23 protein-coding genes and 3 pseudogenes are annotated in these 21509 nt (G+C 71.3%); 9 read left to right on the forward strand and 17 right to left on the reverse strand.

Annotated elements, in window-relative coordinates:
• Positions 1 to 145: 145 nt before the first annotated feature.
• From ACIGQF_RS08685 to ACIGQF_RS08715, 7 genes are all read right to left on the reverse strand, one after another.
• The gene (locus ACIGQF_RS08685; RefSeq protein WP_399707222.1) at positions 146 to 664 is read right to left on the reverse strand and encodes a lytic polysaccharide monooxygenase auxiliary activity family 9 protein; all 519 of its coding nucleotides are present in this window, start codon (positions 662 to 664) and stop codon (positions 146 to 148) included.
• Between the two features lie 311 nt (positions 665 to 975).
• The gene (locus ACIGQF_RS08690) at positions 976 to 2019 is read right to left on the reverse strand and encodes a MerR family transcriptional regulator (protein WP_399707224.1); all 1044 of its coding nucleotides are present in this window, start codon (positions 2017 to 2019) and stop codon (positions 976 to 978) included.
• 367 nt (positions 2020 to 2386) lie between these two features.
• Entirely contained in the window at positions 2387 to 2737 is a 351-nt protein-coding gene (locus ACIGQF_RS08695; protein WP_399707226.1) for a VOC family protein, read from the reverse strand.
• A 28-nt stretch (positions 2738 to 2765) separates the two neighbouring features.
• A complete protein-coding gene (locus ACIGQF_RS08700) occupies positions 2766 to 3167 on the reverse strand; it encodes an ATP-binding protein (RefSeq protein ID WP_399707228.1) in 402 nt (133 codons plus the stop codon).
• Positions 3168 to 3244: 77 nt separating this feature from the next.
• Positions 3245 to 4126 (reverse strand): MEDS domain-containing protein, encoded by an 882-nt coding sequence (locus ACIGQF_RS08705; protein ID WP_399707634.1) that lies wholly within the window; start codon positions 4124 to 4126, stop codon positions 3245 to 3247.
• A gap of 214 nt (positions 4127 to 4340) precedes the next feature.
• Complete coding sequence (locus ACIGQF_RS08710) at positions 4341 to 5090, reverse strand: SDR family oxidoreductase (protein WP_399707229.1); 750 nt, start codon at positions 5088 to 5090, stop codon at positions 4341 to 4343.
• An 89-nt stretch (positions 5091 to 5179) separates the two neighbouring features.
• Positions 5180 to 5596, reverse strand: a complete 417-nt coding sequence (locus tag ACIGQF_RS08715; RefSeq protein WP_399707231.1) for a cupin domain-containing protein — start codon at positions 5594 to 5596, stop codon at positions 5180 to 5182.
• Positions 5597 to 5802: 206 nt separating this feature from the next.
• Here ACIGQF_RS08715 and ACIGQF_RS08720 point away from each other — a divergent pair.
• A pseudogene (locus tag ACIGQF_RS08720) lies at positions 5803 to 5892 on the forward strand (helix-turn-helix domain-containing protein); the annotation flags it as partial.
• 280 nt (positions 5893 to 6172) lie between these two features.
• Here ACIGQF_RS08720 and ACIGQF_RS08725 read toward each other — a convergent pair.
• Positions 6173 to 6913 carry a dienelactone hydrolase family protein gene (locus ACIGQF_RS08725; RefSeq protein WP_399707233.1) on the reverse strand — a complete coding sequence of 247 codons (741 nt, stop codon included), beginning with the start codon at positions 6911 to 6913 and terminating at the stop codon, positions 6173 to 6175.
• 236 nt (positions 6914 to 7149) lie between these two features.
• Between ACIGQF_RS08725 and ACIGQF_RS08730 the strand changes: the two genes are divergently transcribed.
• Both ACIGQF_RS08730 and ACIGQF_RS08735 read left to right on the forward strand, forming a co-directional pair.
• The gene (locus tag ACIGQF_RS08730) at positions 7150 to 7320 is read left to right on the forward strand and encodes a hypothetical protein (protein ID WP_399707235.1); all 171 of its coding nucleotides are present in this window, start codon (positions 7150 to 7152) and stop codon (positions 7318 to 7320) included.
• A 657-nt stretch (positions 7321 to 7977) separates the two neighbouring features.
• The gene (locus ACIGQF_RS08735; RefSeq protein WP_399707237.1) at positions 7978 to 9468 is read left to right on the forward strand and encodes a carboxylesterase/lipase family protein; all 1491 of its coding nucleotides are present in this window, start codon (positions 7978 to 7980) and stop codon (positions 9466 to 9468) included.
• Here ACIGQF_RS08735 and ACIGQF_RS08740 read toward each other — a convergent pair.
• From ACIGQF_RS08740 to ACIGQF_RS08750, 3 genes are all read right to left on the reverse strand, one after another.
• On the reverse strand, positions 9365 to 10243 hold the full coding sequence (locus tag ACIGQF_RS08740) for a site-specific integrase (protein WP_399707239.1): 879 nt from the start codon (positions 10241 to 10243) through the stop codon (positions 9365 to 9367). The two genes, ACIGQF_RS08735 and ACIGQF_RS08740, sit on opposite strands and share 104 nt — an antisense overlap.
• 264 nt (positions 10244 to 10507) lie before the next feature.
• A complete protein-coding gene (locus ACIGQF_RS08745; RefSeq protein ID WP_399707240.1) occupies positions 10508 to 11125 on the reverse strand; it encodes an RDD family protein in 618 nt (205 codons plus the stop codon).
• A gap of 18 nt (positions 11126 to 11143) precedes the next feature.
• A complete protein-coding gene (locus ACIGQF_RS08750) occupies positions 11144 to 11941 on the reverse strand; it encodes a LysR family transcriptional regulator (RefSeq protein WP_399707242.1) in 798 nt (265 codons plus the stop codon).
• On the opposite strand from ACIGQF_RS08750, the gene ACIGQF_RS08755 reads away from it, so the two are divergent.
• The 3 genes and pseudogenes from ACIGQF_RS08755 (at position 11830) to ACIGQF_RS08765 (ending at position 14105) form a co-directional block, all read left to right on the forward strand.
• Positions 11830 to 12954, forward strand: coding sequence for a diaminopropionate ammonia-lyase (locus ACIGQF_RS08755; protein ID WP_399707244.1), 1125 nt, complete (start codon positions 11830 to 11832; stop codon positions 12952 to 12954). The genes ACIGQF_RS08750 and ACIGQF_RS08755 overlap by 112 nt on opposite strands.
• Positions 12948 to 13163, forward strand: a pseudogene (locus ACIGQF_RS08760) (LysE family translocator); the annotation flags it as partial. The gene ACIGQF_RS08755 and the pseudogene ACIGQF_RS08760, both read left to right, overlap by 7 nt.
• 123 nt (positions 13164 to 13286) lie before the next feature.
• Positions 13287 to 14105: an alpha/beta fold hydrolase gene (locus tag ACIGQF_RS08765; protein WP_399707245.1), complete on the forward strand. Its 819-nt coding sequence runs from the start codon at positions 13287 to 13289 to the stop codon at positions 14103 to 14105.
• Between the two features lie 21 nt (positions 14106 to 14126).
• On the opposite strand, the gene ACIGQF_RS08770 is transcribed toward ACIGQF_RS08765, so the two are convergent.
• Positions 14127 to 14783, reverse strand: a complete 657-nt coding sequence (locus tag ACIGQF_RS08770) for a maleylpyruvate isomerase N-terminal domain-containing protein (RefSeq protein ID WP_399707247.1) — start codon at positions 14781 to 14783, stop codon at positions 14127 to 14129.
• A 127-nt stretch (positions 14784 to 14910) separates the two neighbouring features.
• Here ACIGQF_RS08770 and ACIGQF_RS08775 point away from each other — a divergent pair, with 127 nt between their 5' ends.
• Positions 14911 to 15468 carry an ArsR/SmtB family transcription factor gene (locus ACIGQF_RS08775; protein WP_399707249.1) on the forward strand — a complete coding sequence of 186 codons (558 nt, stop codon included), beginning with the start codon at positions 14911 to 14913 and terminating at the stop codon, positions 15466 to 15468.
• Between the two features lie 3 nt (positions 15469 to 15471).
• Entirely contained in the window at positions 15472 to 16572 is a 1101-nt protein-coding gene (locus ACIGQF_RS08780; RefSeq protein WP_399707251.1) for a serine hydrolase domain-containing protein, read from the forward strand.
• 69 nt (positions 16573 to 16641) lie between these two features.
• Here ACIGQF_RS08780 and ACIGQF_RS08785 read toward each other — a convergent pair whose 3' ends face one another.
• On the reverse strand, positions 16642 to 18876 hold the full coding sequence (locus ACIGQF_RS08785) for an ATP-binding protein (RefSeq protein ID WP_399707253.1): 2235 nt from the start codon (positions 18874 to 18876) through the stop codon (positions 16642 to 16644).
• 248 nt (positions 18877 to 19124) lie between these two features.
• Positions 19125 to 19352 (reverse strand): annotated as a pseudogene (locus ACIGQF_RS08790) (short chain dehydrogenase); the annotation flags it as partial.
• A 148-nt stretch (positions 19353 to 19500) separates the two neighbouring features.
• Here ACIGQF_RS08790 and ACIGQF_RS08795 point away from each other — a divergent pair.
• Positions 19501 to 19641, forward strand: coding sequence for a hypothetical protein (locus ACIGQF_RS08795; RefSeq protein ID WP_399707254.1), 141 nt, complete (start codon positions 19501 to 19503; stop codon positions 19639 to 19641).
• A gap of 203 nt (positions 19642 to 19844) precedes the next feature.
• Here the strand turns inward: ACIGQF_RS08795 and ACIGQF_RS08800 are convergent, their stop codons facing one another.
• The 3 genes from ACIGQF_RS08800 to ACIGQF_RS08810 form a co-directional block, all read right to left on the reverse strand.
• Positions 19845 to 20312: a hypothetical protein gene (locus ACIGQF_RS08800; protein WP_399707256.1), complete on the reverse strand. Its 468-nt coding sequence runs from the start codon at positions 20310 to 20312 to the stop codon at positions 19845 to 19847.
• 67 nt (positions 20313 to 20379) lie between these two features.
• Complete coding sequence (locus ACIGQF_RS08805) at positions 20380 to 20862, reverse strand: hypothetical protein (RefSeq protein ID WP_399707258.1); 483 nt, start codon at positions 20860 to 20862, stop codon at positions 20380 to 20382.
• 354 nt (positions 20863 to 21216) lie between these two features.
• Positions 21217 to 21417: a hypothetical protein gene (locus ACIGQF_RS08810; protein ID WP_399707260.1), complete on the reverse strand. Its 201-nt coding sequence runs from the start codon at positions 21415 to 21417 to the stop codon at positions 21217 to 21219.
• Positions 21418 to 21509: the final 92 nt, after the last annotated feature.

The following is a 21509-nucleotide window of genomic DNA, read 5'->3' on the forward strand; positions in this document are numbered from 1 at the left end:
GGGCCCGCCCCCCGGCCCGTACCCCGGGCGCCCCCGCCCCCGCCCCCCCGCGGGGGGGCCGCGGGGGGCGGGCCCCCGCGGGGGGGGGGGGGGGGGGGGGGCCCCCCGGCCCCGGCCCCTCGCGGGACCGGCCCCGAGCTGCCTGTCAGCCGCCGACGTTGACGTCGATGCAGGCGTAGAAGGCGTTGTCGGTGTCGGCCACGTTCCAGACGGCCAGGACCTTCTGCTTGCCGCTGAGGCTGCCGAAGTCGACCTGGTGGTTCACGACCTCGCCCGGCTTGGCGCCGCCGTCGTCGAACAGGGCGATCCGCTGGCCGCCGACGTAGTACTCCCAGGTGCTGGTGGAGTGGCGTGCGGTGAGCTTCCACGAAAACGTGGTGTTCTTCGACACCGGCGTGACGGTCCAGCCCTTGCTGTCGTCGTCCAGCTCGGCGAACCGGCTGTTGCCGCCGCTGCAGCTGGACAGGCCCTTGGGGCCCTCTACGCTCTGCGGCTCGTACGTGATGTCCCCGCAGGACACCGTGCCCGCGGCGCACTGCGCCTGCCGGCTCGGCGGGTCGGAGATGTAACCGTGGGCGCTCGCCGAACCGGCGGGGAGGCTCAAGGCGATGACGGGGGCGAGAGCGGCGCCGATCAGGGCAGCCGTCTTCCGGGTGGTGCGCATGGGGGAACTCCTTCACATCAGGCCCTTCCCCGGACGCACGCGGTCGTGTGGGGTGCCGCGTGCGGTGGGGCAGGCCTCTCGTGGGTGGGGCCAAGAGGCGCGAAGGTGACGCGCTCTCACCGCCCGCGCAGGGAGAAGCTGCGTCCCGTGCGAGACCAACTCCCTGCTCGAAGCGGCGAGTTCTTTGGACTAGACCATACAAGCGGCGGTCGTGACCGTGTCAAGGGTGTGACACAGAGGTATCGGTGGGGCGACCCCGGGCACGCGGCAGGCCGGCGGGTGGCCCGTGCCACCCGGCCGGATCCCCCTTCTCACTCCCCCTCGCCCCCGCCCTCCCGTCCGTCTACGGCGAGGAGACCGTCCAGGATCCGCAGTGCCTGGCTCAGTCCGCCCGGGCGATGGATGCCCGGTGTCGGGCGCGATGGCCAGCCGGGGCCGGCGGCGAGGACGGCCGGATGGAAGCGGGACCCCTTCAGGCCACGGCCGGGGCCATGCGCCAGGGGGAACAGTGCGGGGTCGGCGGTGGAGCGGGTCTGCGACCACAACACAACGGCACACGGCCCGGCCCTCCGTACCGCCTCGGCCAGCGCGCCTGCCGGCACCGCGCAGCCGAACATGCGTACCGGGACGCCACGCTCACCCAGCGCAGCGGTCAGCGCTTCCAGCCCCAGGGTGTGGCCTTCTCTCGGGGCGCAGGCCAGCACCACCGGCCGCCCGCCCGCAACCGTCGCGGCGAAGCCGGTGGAACGGCGCAGCGCCGTGGAAAGATGCCAGGACAGCAGGTGTTCCGCCTCCACGTACCGTTCGCCGTGCGGGTCGCCGGAACAGGCCCACTTACGGCCGATGGACCGCAGGGCCGGGGACATGACGCGTTCCCAGGCAGGGACCAGGCCGTACTCGGCGAGCGTGTCGGTGAGCAGTTCGTCCAGCAGCTGGGCGTCGAGGCGGACGGCGGCGCGGCCGAGGCCCCGCACCCGGCGCCGGGCATCGGCATCGTCATGCGCCGTCGCCGTACCGTCGGTGGAAGTGTCGCCTGTCCCGGAGGACGCGGAATGGCTCTGCCGGGGCAGGGCCCACACCTCCTCCGCCACCTTCTTCGGTACGTCGCCGGCGGCACGGGCCAGTTCGGCGGCCTCCGCCGTCGGCACCCCGCGGGCGGTCAGCTCGCACAGCCGCTCCAGCACCGCGATGTCCCGCTCGGTCCAGCGCCGGTGTCTGCCGCCCTGGTGGCCGGAGGGGCCCAGGCCGTAGCGCCGGTCCCACGAACGCAGCGTGGCCGGGGCGACGCCCAGCCGAAGCGCGACATCTCCGGTGGTCAATCTCGCCTGGCGCGTTTGAGGTGGTGCGGTCTCCATGACGGAACGGTAGGGCGTACGGGCATGGCGCGCCGCCCACTCGACCCATCACACACCGGGCAGTCGGCACGCACGCCACACTGCCACGCCCCAGCATGTACGGCGGCTACCGCGACACGAGCGGGGACCGGGCCCGTGCCACTCCGCCGCGTGCGGCGTCATCGGCCCGGGGACTCGGTTCCGGGCCGATGACGCCTGGACGCGGGGATGCGGTGTCCTTGTACTCCTTGCCCTGGCATGGTGCGCCGGGCGGGCGGCAGGCGCCAGCTGCATCGTTCGTGCCACGCTTCTGCGCTTGCGGCGCCTCTCCGAACGCCAACGACGACCGCCCGCAACGATCTCCGGCGATGTGCGCTAGCGATGACCGCTAGTGATGACCGCTGACGAAGCAGAACTCATTGCCCTCAGGATCGGTCAGTACCTGGAACTGCCCATAAGGATTGGTCACCAGCTCACCGACGGACACCGCGCCCACCTCGACCGCTTCGGCCGTCGCCGTGGGGATGTCGCCCGCCAGCAGGTCCAGATGTACGCGGTTCTTGGTGTTCTTCGGCTCCGGTACCCGCTGGAAGGCCAGGCGCGGCATGTCGGGCGGATCCACATAGCTCCAGTCCGCGTTCCGCCGCACCGGTTCGCCGCCCAGCAGCCGAGCCCAGAACGCGGCCAGCTCCTGCGGAGCGTGACAGTCAAAAACAATCTCGTCCAGTCGTGCGCGCATCCCCGCACTCTAGGCGTGCCCCGGTGTATCAGAGCGGCTCGTCGAGCAGTGTTTCCAGTGTGACCGTGGTTCCGGCGTCGCATGCGACGACGTCGAACCAGTCCGCGAGCGCACGAGCCACCCACAGACCACGGCCGTGCTCGGCACCGTCCTTGTCGAAGGGATCCGCCCCCTGAGCGGAACCCGCTGCGCCCGGCCCCTTGTCGGCGATGACGCACCGCAGTCCGGTGCCGGTGTGGGTCAGGATGATGCGTGCCTTGCCGCCGCCATGGACGATGGCATTGGCCGCGATCTCGTTCACGGCGAGGATGAAGTCGCTGGTCCGGTGCGGCGTGAGCCCCATCTCCATGGCACACTGCCGCACGCGGTGACGCAGGCCGGCCAAGTCGGTGGCCGCTTCGAAGGTCAGGTCGAGCACATTGGCGGGCATGGTGGCTCCCTCGACGGGTACGGCCCGTGGAGCTGGACGGCCGTCACCGTCCTGGCCGTCGCTGTCGCAGTTGAGGGTCACTGCGAGGAACTCCTCTCGTCGATGACGAGTTGAGGAACGCGGGGGCTCCCGCACAGTCGGATCACCGTGCTCTGCTCCGGCCGGCAGCGCACTTCCAGGGCCTGGCCGTCAAGGTGCCGGCTCGCCATGTGCACCAGTGCCGCAGCACTGCGAACGTCCATGAAACACAGCTCGGTGAGGTCGAGTACGGTGACCCGTTCCGGCCCGGAGAAGGCCTCGGCCAGGGCTGCCACGAACTCCTCGCGCGTATTCAGGTCGGCCTCCCCGGCGACCCGCAGTCCGGTCCCCGAGCGCGTGGCGTCCAGTGCGCCCAACCGCGGCAGCACGTGTTGGGGGTGGGCGCGCAGGACACGGCCCAACAGGTCGTGGCCGAACTTCCGCCGGTCGTACTCGCAGATGGCCGTGAAACCGATGTCGGCGAAGAGGGGGGAGAGCCCGGCCTCGTACTCGACCAGCAGATCGTGGTCGCAGTCCGGTTCGGCCGCCCATCCCATGTCGCCCATGATCCGGATACCGGAGTAACCCTGGCTCCGGGCCTGCAGGGTCAGTTCCATCCAGAGGCGGACCCGCTCCGCCGGAGCAAAACCGCCGCTGCTGCCCGGGCTCGCCCCTGGCGCCTCGTTGCGCACGACCAGTTGTCCGTTCGTGAGCGCGGCTCCGTGGTGAAAGCCGTGGGCATACAACCGCTCGGCCGCGATGTCGGGAGTGGTTGCCGGATCGGTGAAGAGGACGACGTTCTCGTCGCGGGATACACCGATGTCGGCATAGGCCGCCCGGATTTCCCACAAGGATTCGTCATCGTCAAAACCCAGGCATGCGTGATCCCCGGAGACCATACGGGTGGCCGAGACTGCCCCGACTGCAGAGCTCACGTCCATACGCAAAGACTCTAAAACCTGGTGCGGGGCCGAGGTGAGCGGTGACCGCAGTTGCCCGAACCCACCCCCTTCGAGACCAGGTCGGTCTGTACCGGCCTGCCGCGTGATCGGCGATGCCGCCGTCGCGTCGCATTCCCGCGCTATCGCAGGCACGAACGGTCGCAACAGAAGTCCCGCACCCTGCGGGGTGCGGGACTTCTGTTGCGCGTGATGGTCAGGAGGAGCGGCGCAGCCAGTCCTCGAAACGGGTCTCCGCCAGACGGGCGCGGCCCTCGACGGGCACGAGGCCGCGCTCCCTCAGCTCGGACCCGAAGTACCGGGCGTGCGGGTCGGCGACGACCTTACGCGGGTCCTTCCACGCACGCAGCGCCTCGGCGATCAGCTCGTCGAAGCGGAACACCTCGGGCCCGGCCACCTCGGTGATGCCCCTCAGCGGTGCCTCGACGGCCGTCCTGGCCACCGCTTCGGCGACATCGTCCGCCGCCATGGGCTGGAAGAGCACATGCGGGAGGCGTACCGTGCCGCCCTCGGTAGCGGTGTCCGCGATGCCTTTGACGAACTCGAAGAACTGCGTCGCCCGGACGATCGAATAGGGGATCGGCCCCTTCTTGAGCAGCTGCTCCTGGGCCACCTTCGCCCGGAAGTACCCGTTGTCCGGCAGGTCGTCGATGCCGACGATCGAGAGTGCCACGTGGTGCGCCACGCCTGCCGTGCCTTCGGCGGAGAGCAGGTTGCGGGTGGAGGTGGTGAAGAACTCCAGCACCGCCGACTCCTCGAAGGAGGGCGAGTTGGACACGTCCACGACCACCTGGGCTCCGGTCAGCGCCTCGGCGAGCCCTTCGCCGGTGAGGGTGTTGACGCCCGTGCTGGGCGCGGCGGGCACCGCTTCGTGTCCACGGTCATTGAGCTTGGCGATCACTTTGCTGCCGATGAGGCCGGTGCCTCCGATGACCACGATCTTCACGGTGCGTACTCCCTGGGTGATGGCGGCCTGGGTGGCGGCGAGCTGCTCGACGGCCTGCCGGCGGTACTCATCAGGTCTACGGAGGTCTGCTACGACGCGCGCAGGTGCGCTCGTTGCTTCAGTTCCTCGTCGTCGACCAGGACGAGCATGGGCTCCCCCGGCGCGCAGAACATCGTGACGAGGAAACGCAGGCGCGTGTCGTTGCGGGCGTTGCCGTCCTGGTAGTGGATGACGTCCCCGCCCGGCTCCCAGAACGTCTCCCCCGCGCGTACGATCCGCTCCGGTTCGCCCTCCAGCTCGAAGCGCATCTCGCCCTCCAGTACGTAGCCGAAGGCCGGGCCGGAGTGGCGGTGCGGCGGGGTGCCGGGGTCGCCGGGCGGGAACTCGATCTGCACGGTCATCGCGTGCGCGCCCGCCGGCGCTGCGGGCGGGGTGACCTCCTGCAGCACGGTCAGCGCGGTCTTCCACGCCTCGGAGCGCGGCTGCCGCTCACCGGTGTCGGACATGGCGGATCTCCTCCTGCTGTCTTGCCGGCGGGTTCGCGGGACACGTGCCCGAGGAGGCCCCATTCTTCAGAGCCCCGGCAGGCTCGGTGAGCGCTGATCCGGACACATCCCGGGCACCGCATCACGCCACACTGCTCTTCGGGAGTACACGGCTGCCCTTCAGGCGTACGCGCCGTGGCGGACGGCGCGGAGGAACTTACGACGGTGTGCTCGGCGGCCTGAACCTGCGCGAGGTCGCCGAGCACGCGGGTGTCAACCGCGGCCTCGTCTACCACTACTTCGACTCCCGCCGGGACTTGCTGCGCTCGGCGCTGCGGTGGAACGTCCGTGGGGGCGATCCGCGACCCGCAGTACGGGCCGGCCCTCGTCGTCGGGCCGGGCGGCGCTCGGGCGGAGGCCACGAGATACGGGACGAGGACATCGCCCGCCTGTCGCCGCTCAAGCACCGCAACCTGAACCTGCTCGGCCGCTACAGCTGCACCGCCTCCACCCCCGGCCGTCGGCGCCCTGCGCCCGCTGCGCGACCCGGACGCCCCGGAACTGGGCGAAGACGACGACGGCGGGCAGGAGTGAGTATCAGGGGCCGATCGGATCAACCGTGACGGGCAGGCACTCGGCGAGCAGGCCGACGATGTCGCGCCAGGCCCGCTGCGCATGCTGTGGGTGGTAGCCGACGCCGGGGCGCACAGTGTGGTCGACCGGTGGGTGGTGGAAGGCGTGAAGGGCTCCTCCGTAGACCACGAGGCGCCAGTCGACGCCCGCGGCCTGCATCTCGGCGGTGAACGCGTCCCGTTGTGCGGGCGGCATGATCGGGTCTTCCGACCCGACCCCGGCCCACACCGGGCAGCGGATGCTTGCCGCCTCGCCCGGCCGGCCCGTGGTCAGTGCGTTGACCGTCCCGATCGCACGCAGGTTGACGCCGTGGCGCCCGAGTTCCAGCGCGATGGCGCCCCCGGTGCCGTAGCCGACAGCGGCGATCCGGTCGGGGTCGGCCCGCGGTTCGGCGCGCAACACGTCGAGCGCCGCGTGGCCGATGCCCCGCATCCGGTCGGGATCGGCGAGCAGCGGCATGCAACGGGCCAGCATCTCCTCCGGGTCGTCCAGGTAGCGTCCGCCGTGGAGGTCGAAGGCCAGCGCCACGTATCCCAGCTCGGCCAGGGCATCGGCCCGGCGGCGCTCGACGTCGCTGAGCCCCGTCCCCTCGGGTCCGATCAGCACTGCGGGCCGGCGGTCGGCACCGGCCGGGAGCGCGAGGTATCCGATCATCGTCAGGTCGTCGGCCGGGTATTCGACCGTGCGGGTTGTGATCGTCGTCATGCGACTGGACGGTAATGACCGTTGCGCCTGCTCGAGGTGGTGTTCACCGATGGCAGACAGCGGTCCGTCCCGACTGCATCACCCCGGACGCGTCGGCCGCCTGTCGTCAAACGACCGAATGACGACAGGTCCGCCCGGCGTGCAATGAGCCCAGTGGTTCAGGGGCCTGACGGCGACTCGGCTCCCATGAGATCCGATGACGGCTGACGACAGGGCGGGATGACGCCCAAGGTCCGATGCGCGGCGCGTTCTCCGCGATGGACCTCACCGCCCGCCACTCGCGCACCGGAGCGCTGCTGTCCACCGTGAGGTTCATGCTCCAGCCCCTCGCCGCCGCCGGCGAACTCCAGCGCGACCTCCAACGGGAGCTGACCTCCTACGACGGACTGCGGGCCGCCGAGGCCTAAGGCACCAAGGGCGGACGCCGCCCCGCCCTGGCGGGCCAGAAGGTCACCGGCGTACGCACCGCCTACCTCGAAGGCCGCTCCATCGCCGCCCTCGCCCGCGAACACAACGTCAGCCGCGGCGCCGTACGTACCGCCGTCGCCGACCTCCTGCCCGAGCACGTCGCTGACGCCCCTGCCCCGGATCCGGAGTTGCCCATCACCCTCGACATGCCCGGCAAGGTCGCCGACTTCGTCCGCGCGACCGAGTTGGAGCCCGCCGAGCAGGCCGCCCTCGACCGGGGGACCGTACGGCGCGGCCGGGGCGTCCCGGCGGTCCGTCCCAGCCCGGCGCAAGGCCCGCCGCGGGTACGAGAACCGGGTCAACAGCAGCCTCACACCCTGACCATGATCGTTCTCAGTGCCAACCGCTGTACCGATGTTCCCCGAGGCCGTGGAGGCCCGTGGGTTCAGGGAAACTGAAGGTTCTTCACCGCGAACCCGCGGGTCGATTCCCTGATTCTGGCGGTTGGACCCGTGGGTTCATGGTCAACCTGCTGGGCCGGTCTCGGCGGCCCGTTCCAGGCCCCGGTGTCCAATCTCTGACCCACGGTGCAAAGTAGCCATCGGCTCCCTGCCTCTCCCGTTGATCCTGGGGGCCACTCGAGGGAAGGGATCGTCATGTCCGAACAGCCAAAGGTACGGACCACGGAAGGCGTGGTGCAGGGGCGCCGACGGCAGGGGCACGCGGTGTTCCGCGGCATCCCCTACGCCCAGCCCCCGGTCGGAGCGCTCCGCTTCGCCGCGCCCGCGCCGCCGCACCGCTGGGAGGGGACGAGGCAGGCGGTCGAGTTCGGCCCCGTGGTGCCGCTGTCCCTGCCGATCGACGTGCCCCCGCAGGGCACCGACTGGCTGACGCTCGACATCGGCACCCCGGATCCCGGCGCGGCCGGACTGCCGGTACTGGTGTGGATTCCCGTGGGCGGCTACCTGTCGGCGGTGTCGAGCGACCCGATGTACGACCCGGCAGCGCTGGCCGAGGCGGGAGTCGTCGTGGTGACCATCAACTGCCGCGTGGGCGCGGAGGGGTTCGCGTTCCTCGACGACGCGCCGCCCAACCGCGGATTCCTCGACCAGATCGCGGCGCTGGAGTGGGTGCAGCGCAACATCGCCGCCTTCGGAGGGGACCCCGGCCGGGTCACCGTGGGCGGGCTGTCCGCCGGGGCGGGCTCGGTCGCCGCCCTGCTGACGATGACGTCCGCGCGCGGCCTGTTCCGGCGGGCCATCGCCCATTCGGTGCCGGGGCTGCACAGCACCCCCGCGCTGGCACGGCAGGTCACCGCCGCGTTCGCGGACCGGCTCGGCGCGGCGGCACCCACCGCCGAGGCCCTGCGCGACATCGACCCATGGCACCTGGCCGCCGAGCTCACCTCCTTCAACGCCGGCCTCCACGCGCACCGGGAGAGCTGGGGGCGTCTCACGGAGACCGGCACCGCGCTGTGCCCCGTCGTCGACGGCGAGGTCCTTCCGGAGACGCCCTGGTCCGCGCTGACCGGTGCGCGCGCGAGCGGGACCGAACTGCTCGTCGGCCACACCCGGGACGAATTCCGGTACTTCAGCGTCATGAGCGGGCGGTACGGCACCTTCACCGAGGAGGATGCCCGCGCGGCCCTGGAACTGCTCGCCCCGCAACCTGACGGGGCGCGGGCCTACCGTGCCGCGTTCCCGCAGGCGGGCCCGGAGGAGCTGGTGGAGACGGTGTACTCCGACGCCCTCTTCCGCATGCCGTCACAGCAGCTGGCCGAGGCGAACGCCGCTGCCGGCGGCACCTCGTACCTGTTCGAACTGTGCTGGACCGCCCCGGTCCTCGGCGGCACCCTGGGTGCCTGCCACAGCCTCGATCTGCCCCTGGCGTTCGGCACGCTGGACAGCCCAGTCGGCACCCAGCTGATCGGCGAGGAGCCCGCCCCCGAGGCCGTCGCGCTCTCCCGCGAACTCCAGGAGGCATGGGTTCGCTTCGTCACCACCGGCGACGCGGGCTGGCCCGCCCACCGGCCCGACGGGCACCTCACCCGCGTCCTGGACGCCGAGTCGACGACTCTGCCCTACCCCGAGCAGACCTCGCGCCGGATCTGGGAAGGCCACGCCCCCGCCCCCTTCGATCATTCGTAACGTCGAACTGGCCCCAGACGTCCTCGATAAACCAGCGGGGCGTGCGGTCGGCGCCGTTGATCAGGGGGACCATCCGCTCGCGCGGGCCCGAGCCCCGGGCTCCCTTTCCTTGGCGGACGTGGAGCTTGCCTAAGCGGCCCAGGTCCCACTTGATGTCCGTCAGATCGAGCTTGCACGCCTCGCTGACCCGCAGCCCGACCTGGGACATCAGCTTGGAGGCGGTGCAGTTCCGGGCGGTCGGGGTGAACTTCCGGCAGGTCGCCAGCTCGCCGCCCCACCCGGTGAACAGCGTCTTGACCACCGGCCCAGACGGCGGAATCGGCAGTGCCGCGTCCTTCGACCCGCGCGGCCGGTTCATCTCGTCGATCGGGGATTCGATCACCCGGCCGGTCATCCGGTGGATCTCGACTTTGTGCCGCAGCTCCAGGAACAGGAAGTACGTGGCCAGCGCCTGAGAGCACCCCGGCCTGGTGCCGCTCGGCGAAGTCCGCAGCACCTTCCCGAAGTACGCGTCGGCATCGGGTGGCTCCATCTCCCACAGCGGCCGACCAAACCAGGACCGCATCTGCTCCAGGTGCCCGAAGTCCCTGCGGATCGTGCCGTCCGCCGGCCCGGCCGAGGCACGCGCCAGCACGAACCCCGCCAGCACGTCGGTCTCGAACTGCTCCAGTCCCTCCGCCGTGGCCGGTGGCCAGACATCACGCAGGTCCCGTACGACAGCCAGCGCCAACCCAAGCCCACGCGCCTTCAGCCCAATCGTGAATCGATCGGACATGGTGAGAGCGCTTCAGGAATCCCGAAGTCACGTAAGCCCGCGAACCACTGCCGGAAAGAAGACGAACCTCCTGGCCACGAGGTCGAGAACTCAGCGAGGCTCAGAGCAACCCACGGGATGTCGCACATTACGCCGCCTCCGTCTGAACCGCGCCGGTGGCGGAGATCTGTCGTCGCGGAGACACCACGGGATGCCACGGCAGCACCACAAGGAAAGCGGCCCGCCGCTCCGGAAAGAGCGACGGGCCGCGGTGCTGAAAGATGCTCACATGCCGGGGTGCTGGGACGTCGGCACGGCGTCGGCGCGGACGACGATCACGTTTGCGATCTTGTCGGCGAACGTCTGGCTCTTGGCGTCCCAGATGGCCCACCACCAGCCCAGCCCGAACACCACGTTGTTGAGGAACTGGAGCAGGCGGCGGCCGAGGGCCAGGCCCACGCCGAGCATCCGGCCGTCAGCGGCGCGGATGGCCCGGATGCCGAGGACCTTCTTGCCCACGGTCTGTCCGGTGCGGCCTTCGAGCCGCAGCTGGAGGACCACGGCAACGATCATCGCCAGCACGCCGACCCAGCCGAGGATGATCGCCAGTGCGTCCCCGCTCTCGCCGGTGCTCTCCTCGATCGCGGTGCTGATGCCGACCATCACCCACAGCGGGCCGAAGTTGATCAGAACATCGAGCAGGAACGCGCCCGCGCGCTGAAACCAGCCCGCGTACGGCGGCTGCAGCTGCGGCCCGGTCGGGGCCCACGGCTGCTGCTGCGGCGGGTACGGTGCCCCGGCCTGCTGCGGATACCCGTACGGCTGTTGCGGCGGGTATCCGTACGCCGGCTGCTGGGGCGGGTAGCCGTACGACGCCTGCGGCGGCGGCCCGGGGTGACTCACTGCTCGTGCTCCTTCGGTTCACTGCTGGCCCATGAGGGTTTTGCAGGACACAGCGTATGGGGCATGAGTGACAGCGGTCATCCGACGGGGTGCCCGGCCATGGCCGACACCGCCGGCGGTCAGCCGGAACGGCCGCCGCGCCCCTCGCCGGAAGCAGACGTCTCGCCGGAGTGCAGAGTGACGGCCCGGAGAAGCGCCTCCCGGCACGCGAGGATGGCGGGGTGCCGACCGCGGCCCCGGCGTACCACGGTGAAGACGCGGCGGGCGCGTTGGCCACGCGAGAGTCGCCGGAGGGGGGCGGGCCTGGAGGGCGGGCAGCGCCTTCTCCGGTTCCCTGTGCGTGACGTGGACGCGCAGGTGCGGGTGGCGGTCGCGCAGCGGGTCGAGCATGGACGGTACCAGGGCGAGCGCGGCCGTCTGGAACGACGCGATGCGCAGCGTGCCGGTCAGGTCGGCGGGGGAGGTGGCCATGTCCGCCTCCGCGCGCTCCAGGCGTTCCAGTACCGCCTCGGTGTGGGCGACGAGGATCTCGGCCTGCTCGGTCAGCCGTACCCGCCGCCCGACCGGCTCCAGCAGCCGGACGCCGACCTCGGCTTCCAGCTGGGCGAGCTGCTGGGAAACGGAGGACGGGGCGTAGGACAGCCGGAAACATTCGCTGGACCGATCGGAGAGGCATACCGGACCCTGATCATGTGACTGATCACGTGGCAAGAAACGCGTCCTCCCTCCGTACGCTGCCGTGGTACGAGCGGCCCAGTGCCCGTACGTGGCGGTGCGCCCCCGCGCCCTCCGAAGTACGGAGCTTCCACTCCTCACTGCCCGACTACTCCCCCACTCCGCTGACCGAGCTCCCGCCCCTCGCGGCGGAGCTGGGGGTCGGGCGGGTCTTCGCCAAGGACGAGTCGTCCCGGCTGGGGCTGCCCGCGTTCAAAGCGCTCGGCGCGTCCTGGGCGGTCCACCGCACGCTTGCCGAGCGGGCCTCGAACGGCGCGGAGCCGGGCCCGGTGACCCTGGTGACCGCCACCGACGGCAACCACGGCCGGGCGGTGGCCCGTACGGCACGCCTGCTCGGGCAGCGCGCCCAGGTCTTCGTTCCGCAGGGCGTGCACCCGCGGGCCGTGGCGGCCATCGCCGCCGAGCAGGCGCAGGTCACCGAGGTCCCGGGGCCGTACGACGAGGCAGTACGGCTGGCGGCCCGGGCGGCCGCCGCACCGGACGCGGTCCTGGTCCAGGACACCGCCTGGCCGGGGTACGAACAGATCCCGGGCTGGATCGTCGAGGGCTACAGCACCCTCTGCACCGAGATCGACGAGCAGCTGGTGGCCGCGGGGATAGCCCAGGGGCCCGGCCTCGTCGCCGTACCGGTGGGTGTGGGTTCGCTGGGCCAGGCGGTGGTCACCCACTACCGCAGCCGCCCGTCCGAGCGTGCCCCGGCGCTGCTGTCCGTGGAGCCGGAAGCCGCGGCCTGCGTCTTGGAAAGCCTCGTGCTCGGGGAACCCGTCAGTGTCACCACCGGCGAGACCATCATGGCCGGGCTGAACTGCGGCACCCCTTCCAGCATCGCCTGGCCCTGCCTGCACGGCGGGCTGGACGCCGCTGTCGCCGTCCCCGACGCCGACAGCGCCCGCGCCGCCGCCGACCTCGCCGCGCTCGGCGTCTCCTCGGGCCCCTGCGGGGCCGCGGCGCTCGCCGGGCTGCGTGCCGCGCTCACCGGCGCGGACGCCGACGCACGCCGCACGGCACTGGGCCTCGACCCGCACTCCGTGGTCGTACTCCTGAGCACCGAGGGCACCGCCGCCAACCCGCACTCCCCAGCCGATCCATGCTGACCCAGCTCCCGGCCGCACTCGGCGTTCTCGGCCTGCTGACCATCGTTCCGGGCCCGGACATGGCCATCGTCACCCGGCGCGCCGTCGTGGCCGGGCCCCGGGGCGGGCGGCGGACGGTCGGCGGCATTGCGACCGGGCTGCTGGTCCGGGGCGCGCTGACCGTCGCCGGGCTCGCTGCCGTACTGGCCGCCTCGCCTGCCGCATACCTGATCGGCTTCGGTCTCGCGGTCGCCGCGGCCTCCGGCTGACCGCGGCGCGGGACATGGAAGGATGCAACTCACGCAGGCCACCGCGGGCTGACAGAGCGTCATGAAGAGAAAGTGACTCTGCCGATGTACACCGCTTCACTCAACGGCACCGTGCTCGCCTACGGTGTCCAGGGACCCACCGACGGCACACCCGTGCTGCTCATTCACGGACATCCCTTCAACCGGACGCTGTGGGAGCCGCAGGCCGACGCCCTTGCCTCGGCCGGCTATCGGGTCATCACCCCGGACCTGCGAGGTTATGGGCAGAGTCCCGTGAACGGCGACATCGTGTACCTGTCCGACTTCGCCGACGACCTCGCCGCCCTCCTCGACCACCTGGGCATACCCGCGGCCGTGGTCGGCGGCGTTTCCATGGGCGGCCAGATCACAATGGAGATGCAGGCCCGTCATCCCGACCGCGTCGCCGCCATGGTGCTCTCCGACAGCTCAGCGCCGGCGGAGACACCGGACGGGAAGCTGTTCCGCAATCGCCTGGCCGACCGCCTCCTCGCCGAGGGCATGGACGGGTACGCCGGTGAAGTCATCGACAAGATGCTCGCCGCGTACAACGTCCCTGCCCTTCCCCATGTCGCCGACCGGGTGCTGACGATGATGCGCGCGACCGATCCGCGCGGCGCGGCGGCAGCGTTGCGGGGCAGGGCCGAACGCCCCGACTACCGCCCCGGCTTGAGCGGTGTCGACGTACCGGTGCTGCTCCTCGTGGGCGCCGACGACGTCTACACCCCACTGGCCGACGCCGAAGAGATCCGCAGCCATGTCCCGCACGCCCGGCTCGCGGTCATCGACCGAGCGGGCCACCTGCCCGGGGCCGAACAGCCAGAGGTCTTCAACCGGCACTTGCTCGGCTTCCTGGCCCGGGAGGTTCCCGGCGTTCCGCGGTAGGCCGCTGCCTGCGGGTCCCGTTCAGCCAAGGATGAGGGGGAGGTGCGCGGCCATCTCGCCGAGTGCTTCCGTCTCCCTCTCGGTCGGCGTGCGTCGGCCGGTGCCGATCAGCAGCGCGTCCTTGTCGGAGAGCGCTGCGGGAAAATCGGCGCCGGCGATCCTCTCCAGTGCTGAGCGTGCCGCCGCGAGGGTCTCGGCGGGCGGCTCGGCGGCCGAGGGCCGGTGGGCGATCAGGTCGAGGTGGTGCAGCGTCCATTCGAGTACGTACGCGGACAGGTAGTCGCCAACCGTCAGCACCTTGTCCTGAGTGCTGACACGTGCGGTGGGGTCGGCGAGCCGGGCGGCGCGCCCGGCGGCGGAACCGACGTCGTCGAGGTGGAACTTGAGCCACCTCGGCTCGCCGTACGCGGCGGCCAGCCGGGGGATCAGCGCGTCGAGCGGGTCCTCACCGGTCGGGGGTGCGTCGGCGAGGTCCCAGTAGGTGGCCGCGTCCACGGTCGGTTCGGTGTCGGCGGGCGTGACCAGGGTGATCAGGACGTCCTGGGCGTCGATGACCAGGTGGCACACCAGGTCCCGGACGAGCCAGCCGGTACAGCCGGACGGCCGCTCGAAGTCCTCGTCCGGGGTGTCGGCGACGGCCGTGAGCAACGCCGTCCACGAGCGTGAGAAGAGATCCACGGCGGCACGGTAAGGCCGGACCGGAGCGGTGGACAAGCGAATTCGGGCAGGCGGGTCGATACCGGGATGAGCGGGTCGACTCGCGCACACACCTCTCTGTAATTTCGGAATAGCGTAATATCGAGCCATGGCTGATGCTCTCCCGGCGGACGACTCCACGGGCGGTGGCTCCCCGGCAGGTGACTCCCTGCCGGAGCGGGTCGCCGCGCTGGAAGCACGCGTAGCGCGACTGGAGTCGGGGCCCCGAGCACCGCGACATGAGGTGTTCTGGGCTCTTGAAGGGCTGCGGGAACGGCTCACCGGGAGCGGGGAGGTGCTGTTCACCGGTGCGCTGGAACTGCCCACGGGCGAACACTACGCATGGCAGCAAGGCGCGGTCGCCGAGGAGTTGCTCGAAGCGGACTGGGCGGACCACGCGGCGCCGTACGCGGCGCTCGGGCACCCGGTACGGCTCACCCTGCTGCGGGCGGTGCTGCGCGGTATCCGCTCCGCGGCCCAGTTGCAGGAGACCGCCGGACTGAACACCACCGGGCAGCTCTACCACCACCTCAAGCAGCTCACGGCCACCGGCTGGCTCCAGGCGGAGGGGCGTGGCAACTACCACGTGCCCGCGGGCAGGGTGGTGCCGCTGCTCGTGCTGATGTCCGCGGTGGTTCCGGCACCGAATTCAACGACGGAGGGGTAGTTGATGAACCGACGGAAGCTGCTGGGCGTGGCGACGGCCGCGGCCGGTGTGTCGCTCTTGCCCGGTAAGGCCATGGCCGCTGAGGGCGATCTGGCCGCGCGGGTACGGCGTTACCTGGATCGCGCGTTGGAGAAAGGCAGCCCGAGCGTGGTGTGCGGAGTCATCCGCGGCACACAGGAGTACATAGCGGGGGCGTCCCGGAAAGGGCGCGACGCGGCACCGGACCGCAGAACGGTGTTCCAGCTCGGCTCGATCGGCAAGACGCTCACCGCCACGGCTCTCGCGCGCGCCGTGAATGCGGGCACGGTCCGCCTCGACGCGCCGCTCACGCTTCCTCCCGGGTTCACCGTCCCGGGCCAGGGCCCTCGGCGGATCACCCTGGGCGACCTGGCGACCCACTCCTCCGGCCTGCCCCAGCTGCCGCCGAATCTGCTGGCGGAGGCGGATCCATACGACCCGTACGCGCACTACACACTGGACGACCTGGCCGCCGGCCTGGCCAGGACGACGCTGCTCACCGACCCGGGCACCACCTACCAGTACTCGAACTTCGGTTTCGGGCTGCTCGGCCAGGCCCTCGCCTTCGACGGCGTGGACGCGATGGTGCGGCGCCGCGTGACCGGGCCCCTGCGCCTGTCCGACACGACGACGGAGCTGCGGCCGGACATGGCGGCACGCAAGGCGGTGGGACACCTCGCGGGAGAAGCCGTCCCCGACTGGCACGATCACGTTCTCAGCGGTGCGGGCACCTCCCTCTACAGCACCGCCGGCGACATGGTCCGCTTCCTCCGCGCACAACTGCGGCCCGAGCGCTCGCCGTTCGGAGACGCCATCGAACTGACCCAGCGTCCGCACTTCACCGCGACCGAGCACCTGCGGCTCGGGCTCGGCTGGCACCTGAGCTCCCTGTCCGACGGCCGGCCCATGACCTGGCACAACGGCGGCACGGGCGGCTTCAGCACCTGCACCGCGTTCAGCAGGCGGAGCGGGACGGCAGTGGTGATGATGGTGAACACCTTCAGCGAGGGGAACGAGGCCGACGGCGGACTCCGCCCCGTCGACTCACTGACCTTCGGCCTCCTCTCCGAGCTCGTGGGGAGCTGACTTTCCGAGGGCCCGGTCGGTGAGTGGGTGAGCCGGTAGGTGCGTGGGCCGGTAGGCGTCGTGGGTCCTTCAGGTGCGGGGAGCGGCACCTTCCGGGCCCGGTTCCGGCCCCGGGAGGGCAGGGGGCGGGCCGGGCTCGCTCCCGGCCAGGGCGCGGGCGACGCCGGTGTCCAGATCCGCGTGCAGGCCGGTGTCGAAGGCCTGTTGGTAGGCGTGGGCACCGAGCGCCTGCCGGGCGCGCTGTTCGCAGGCCCGGCGGTCGGCCTCCCACACGGGGATGCCCAGCTGCGGCCGGCCGAGAGTGCCCCAGATCTGCTGGGCGAGGCCGAGCAGATAGGCGGCGTGCTCGCTCCGGCCGAGGCCGGCCGTGGCCTGGGCCCGTACCTCGATGGCCATGCCCCTGCCCACGCCTTCGTGCAGCCGGTGTTTCACCTGGAGGGCGGACCGGGCGAACTCCTCGGCGGTCAGGTGCCGGCCCAGGACCAGCTCGGCCTGCGCGTAGTTGATCTCGACCCAGGAGCGCAGACAGCACTCACCGTGCAATGAGCAGTGGGCGTGCAGCCCGTCCAGTACGGCGACGGCCCGCTCGATGCGGCCGGTGGAAATGTACGCATGGCCGCTGGCAGCCATCGTCATCACGACGGGGTAGTCGAGCTCGTCCATGCGCTGTCGCTGGACCGGCAGCGACTCGGTCAGGGTCACCAGTTCGGTGTAGTCACTCCGCATGATCGCCAAGAGGACGGCGGTGGCGGTCGCGGTGGCGGCTTCGGCTTCGCCGAACCGGGCTGCCTGATCGGCGCACTGGGCGGCCCAGGTCTCGACACCGGCCTGGTCACCCAGCTGGGACAGGAGCATGCAACAGCCGAACAAGGCCCTGACGCGTGTGCGACTGGGGGCGGTGTCCGCGGTCAAGGCCCGGGTCAGGTAGTACTGACCCTCCGTGACGAAGCCACAGCCGTACCAGAAGAACCACAGCGCCCCGGCCAGTTCCAGTGCGGTGTGCTGGTCCGCCGGCCGGGACAGGCAGAACTCCAGCGCGGCACGGAGGTTGCCGTGCTCGGCGGTCATCCGGTCGCACCGGGCGAACTGGTCGGGCCCGAACCAGGCGGCGTCCCCGGCCCGTGCCAGACACAGGTAGTGGTCGCGGTGCTGGCGGTGCAGCGCGTCCTCCTCACCCAGCCGGTTCAGCCAGCCGGCGCCGTACTCGCGGAGGGTGTCGAGCATCCGGTACCGCTCCCCCGCCTCCGCCGGCTGCCAGGTCAGGATCGACTTCTCCACCAGGGAGCCGAGCAGGGCCGGAATGTTCGCGGCCGGCAGCCGTACGTCGGCACACACCTGCTCGGCCGCCTCGGCGTCGAAGCTCCCGGCGAACACCGACAGCCGGGCCCACAGCAGCCGCTCGGCCGGGGTACACAGCTGATGGCTCCAGCCGATCGCGGTACGCAGCGCCTGGTGCCAGGGGGGAATGGTGTCCTGCACCGCGTGCTCGGTCTCGCCGAGGAGTGCGTACCGCTCCTCCTCCAGCCGCCGGTTCAGCTCCGCCAGCGGCAGGTGGCGCAACCGCGCAGCGGCCAGCTCGATCGCCAGCGGCAGTCCCTCCAGCCGCCGGCACAGGGTCACGAGCTCGGCTCGATTGGCGGGGGTGAGCGCGAAGCCGGGCACCGCACGGACGGCACGGTCGGCGAGCAGCACGAGCGCGTCGGCCTCGGCGCCGTACGCTGCGGTACCGTTTGCTGCCGAATCCGCCGCGGCTGCTGGATACCTCAGGCCCGTCGCCTCCACCGGGCCCGCTGGGTCGACACCCCCGCTGTCCCGCTTCGCCGACGCCGGGAGCGGGAGTGGTTCGAGCGTGAACACCTCTTCGGTGAGCAGGTTGAGCGGGCGACGGCTGGTGGCCAGGATCCGCAGTCCCGGTGCGGCGTGCAACAGCGCCTCGATGACCATCTGGCACTCCTCGACCAGGTGCTCGCACGTGTCCAGCACCAGCAGCAGCTGTCGGTCCGCCAGGTGATCGGCCAGCATGTCGATCACCGGCCGGGTGGAGTGGTCGGCGAGCGGCAACGCCTCGGCGATGGTGTGCGGCAGCAGCTTTCCCTGGCTCAGCGGTGACAGCTCGACCCACCACGCCCCGTCGGCGAACAGCGGCTGGAGCGTCGCCGCGGTACGCAGCGCCAGCCGGGTCTTGCCCACCCCGCCCACTCCGGTCACCGTCATCAGCCGGGAGCGCCCGACCCGCCGCGCCACCTGCGTCAGTTCGGCCCGGCGCCCGACCAAAGGGCTCGCCTCGACCGGCAGATTCCCCACCCGCTGTTCCGTGACCAACCGGCCGTCCCCTCGTCCGGCCCCGGTGCGTTCCGCGGCCTCGTGCGTCCCAGGTGCGCGTTCCGCTCGCCCGTGCTGTTCCCGGTGCTAACAGAATGCCGTGGTGGGGCGCGGCAGTTCCCCGGAACCGGCCCGGGACTCCCCTACAGGATGAAAGGGTGCGGTCCAACACTCCACCAAGGGCCGCGGGCCAGCACCCGGCCGTCGCCGTCGGCAGTCCCCGAAAGTGGCTACAGCTCGTAGATCTGACCGGTCTGCGCGCCTTCCACCGAGCGTACGTACGCCTCGGCGACACGCTCCAGCGGTACCGAGCACATGCCCGGGAAGAAGTCGCCGTAGGTGTCCAGGGACTCGGTGACGACGTTCGGGGAGACGGCGTTCACCCGGTGCGGGGCGATCTCGATGGCGGCGGCGCGGACGAAGGCCTCGACGGCGCCGTTGGCGAGGGAGGCGGCCGACGGTGCGGACCTTGTGGCCACGGTCGGCGAGGCCACCGGAAACTCGGGATGCCGTTCGCGCCAGGCGCGCAGCAGCGGCACGGTGTGGCTGAGCCCTCGTCGCCGATCGCCGCCAGGACTCGCAGATGACGCAGCGACCGTGCCGGGCGTGGACGAGTGGCTGACCACGATCGCGACCGGCGCGGCGGTCGGCGTCACGGCCGAGGGCACCGTGCACCAGCACCCGCATCCGGGGATGTGCTGTCTGCCGGTGCGCGACGCGGACCCGGTCACCGTCCTCCTGGCCTGACCCGCGCGCCCCGCCCACCCGGCGACGGACGCCTTCCGCAGCCATGTGGAACAGCAGGTGGCGGAAGCCGGCCGGCCCGCCTGAAACAGCCCTGCCCACCGTCGGCCCTCCGGATACGGCGTCTGCAGCTCCGGACCATCCGCCGCACCGGCCCCCGGGACACGCTGATGCGCGTGATGCCCGGCCAGGGCCTGCCACGGGATTCAGCGCACCAGTGGCGCGGCGTGCGCGACGAACGCCTCGATGGCCTGCTTGGCCTCGGCGTCCCGACTGTTCCGGTCCGCCTGGTCCACCGCGTTGGACACCTCTCGGGTGCACTCATAGGCCCGCTCGGCCGCGCGGATCACCTCGGGGTCATCGGTGAGCAGCTTGACCCGGTAGAGCGCTTGGCGGGCCACGGTTCGCAGGCGGTGTGCCTCGTCCCGTGCCGCGAGGAAGGCCTCCCCTTCCGGCTCCTTCTTCTTGCGGTACCAGCGGTCCGCCTGGCCATGGCGGTACTGCTCAGCCGCCTCGGCGAACGCGCTGTAGGTGGCCATGCGCTCCTGCCGCAGCGCCTCGGACCGGGTGAACAGCTCACTGCGCCGCGACGCCCGCCGCTGGAAGGCATGCGTGATGACGGACCCCAGCAACGTACCCACAACCGCTACAACAGTCGTCCAGATGGCTTCCACGACACCAGTCGATCACACCAACTCCGGGGCGGGGCAAGCAGTGTGCCGTTCTTCCGCCTTCGCCCGCTCAGGCGGCGAGCCGCTGGGCCTGGGCCTGGGCCTGGGACCGGGCCACCGCCCGTGCGGGTGCGGTCGGCAGGCGTACCGGGGTGGGCGCGATACGGGCGGGTTCCGTCGGGGTGTGAGTGGTCAGGACCCGGTACGTCGTCTTGGTCGGGTCCTCCAGCGGCTCGCCCAGGGACAGCCTGCCCGCGGAATACAGCTCGTCGCAGACGGCGGTCGGCAGCGCCACGTAGCAGCCGCCCTTGTTGGTACGGGAGTCGTACGGCTGCCAGTAGCCGTACCGGCGTCGTCCGCCGGCCCGCACGGTGACGAACACCGGGGTACGGGAGTCGGCGATGGTGCGCAGGACGTCGGCGGTGGCAGCGCCGGACGGGCCGGCGGCACGGGAGCGCGGGGCGGGGTGCGAGGAAGGACGGGAGACGGCTCGGGCGGGGCGCTGGGGCCGGGACGGGGGCCGGTACGGAGACTGGTGCTGGGCCTGGAACATGATCACCCTCCCGTGACCGCAGTGCGCAGAACACCGAGTCGTCCGGCCGGGGCAGGCCGCCTCGACAGCGGTCCGCCGCTGGATATGGCAGATATGACAGATGTGGCGGGTTCGACAGGTGTTGCCCGGCCACGCGCGAGCATGAGCGTCCCGGTCGGTACCCGGTTGAGGTCGGGAGACATCAGGGCGCACCTTTCCGAGGACGGAGACTCATGATCACGTGCCCCCATTCAATCAGGTGTTGATCATTCCACCCAACTTCCTTATGGGTGCGTGTCTTTATGTGCTCCGTATTTCTCGGGCTCCGCTCGCCCCGGCGCGCCTTCACCGCTGTTTCGCCGACTCCCCGCACCGTCACTGGCGTTGGAGGCTGCGGGCGGCGCCCGCGGCGACGGTCGTGGCGAACACCCAGCCCGCAGCGGTCAGGAAGAAGGCCGGCCATTGGCTGGGGCCGGTCGGCGCGAAGGCCTGCAGCGGCAGCCGGCGGGCGGCCGGCGACCGGGGCGTGAGCGCCTGGTAGGCCGGCCCTTCCAGTCGTACGGTGTCGGGCCGCACCGCGGGGTCCGCCTCGATCGCCTTGAAAAGGGGCGTAGGCGGTCATCGACTACGCACGGGTTCGTCGAATCCGGAGGTGTTCGACGATCGTT

Origin of the sequence: Streptomyces sp. NPDC053560, assembly GCF_044544605.1 — a bacterium.
Classification (GTDB): Bacteria; Actinomycetota; Actinomycetes; order Streptomycetales; family Streptomycetaceae; genus Streptomyces.

Bases quoted from the DNA above. Each gene is read 5' to 3' on its own strand.
- ACIGQF_RS08775 (WP_399707249.1), top strand. From the start codon at position 14,911: ATGGCTGATGCTCTCCCGGCGGACGACTCCACGGGCGGTGGCTCCCCG.
- ACIGQF_RS08735 (WP_399707237.1), top strand. From the start codon at position 7,978: ATGTCCGAACAGCCAAAGGTACGGACCACGGAAGGCGTGGTGCAGGGG.
- ACIGQF_RS08725 (WP_399707233.1), bottom strand. From the start codon at position 6,913: ATGACGACGATCACAACCCGCACGGTCGAATACCCGGCCGACGACCTG.
- ACIGQF_RS08780 (WP_399707251.1), top strand. From the start codon at position 15,472: ATGAACCGACGGAAGCTGCTGGGCGTGGCGACGGCCGCGGCCGGTGTG.
- ACIGQF_RS08695 (WP_399707226.1), bottom strand. From the start codon at position 2,737: ATGCGCGCACGACTGGACGAGATTGTTTTTGACTGTCACGCTCCGCAG.
- ACIGQF_RS08730 (WP_399707235.1), top strand. From the start codon at position 7,150: ATGCGCGGCGCGTTCTCCGCGATGGACCTCACCGCCCGCCACTCGCGC.
- ACIGQF_RS08765 (WP_399707245.1), top strand. From the start codon at position 13,287: ATGTACACCGCTTCACTCAACGGCACCGTGCTCGCCTACGGTGTCCAG.
- ACIGQF_RS08690 (WP_399707224.1), bottom strand. From the start codon at position 2,019: ATGGAGACCGCACCACCTCAAACGCGCCAGGCGAGATTGACCACCGGA.
- ACIGQF_RS08685 (WP_399707222.1), bottom strand. From the start codon at position 664: ATGCGCACCACCCGGAAGACGGCTGCCCTGATCGGCGCCGCTCTCGCC.
- ACIGQF_RS08715 (WP_399707231.1), bottom strand. From the start codon at position 5,596: ATGTCCGACACCGGTGAGCGGCAGCCGCGCTCCGAGGCGTGGAAGACC.
- ACIGQF_RS08805 (WP_399707258.1), bottom strand. From the start codon at position 20,862: ATGTTCCAGGCCCAGCACCAGTCTCCGTACCGGCCCCCGTCCCGGCCC.
- ACIGQF_RS08705 (WP_399707634.1), bottom strand. From the start codon at position 4,126: ATGGACGTGAGCTCTGCAGTCGGGGCAGTCTCGGCCACCCGTATGGTC.
- ACIGQF_RS08740 (WP_399707239.1), bottom strand. From the start codon at position 10,243: ATGTCCGATCGATTCACGATTGGGCTGAAGGCGCGTGGGCTTGGGTTG.
- ACIGQF_RS08700 (WP_399707228.1), bottom strand. From the start codon at position 3,167: ATGCCCGCCAATGTGCTCGACCTGACCTTCGAAGCGGCCACCGACTTG.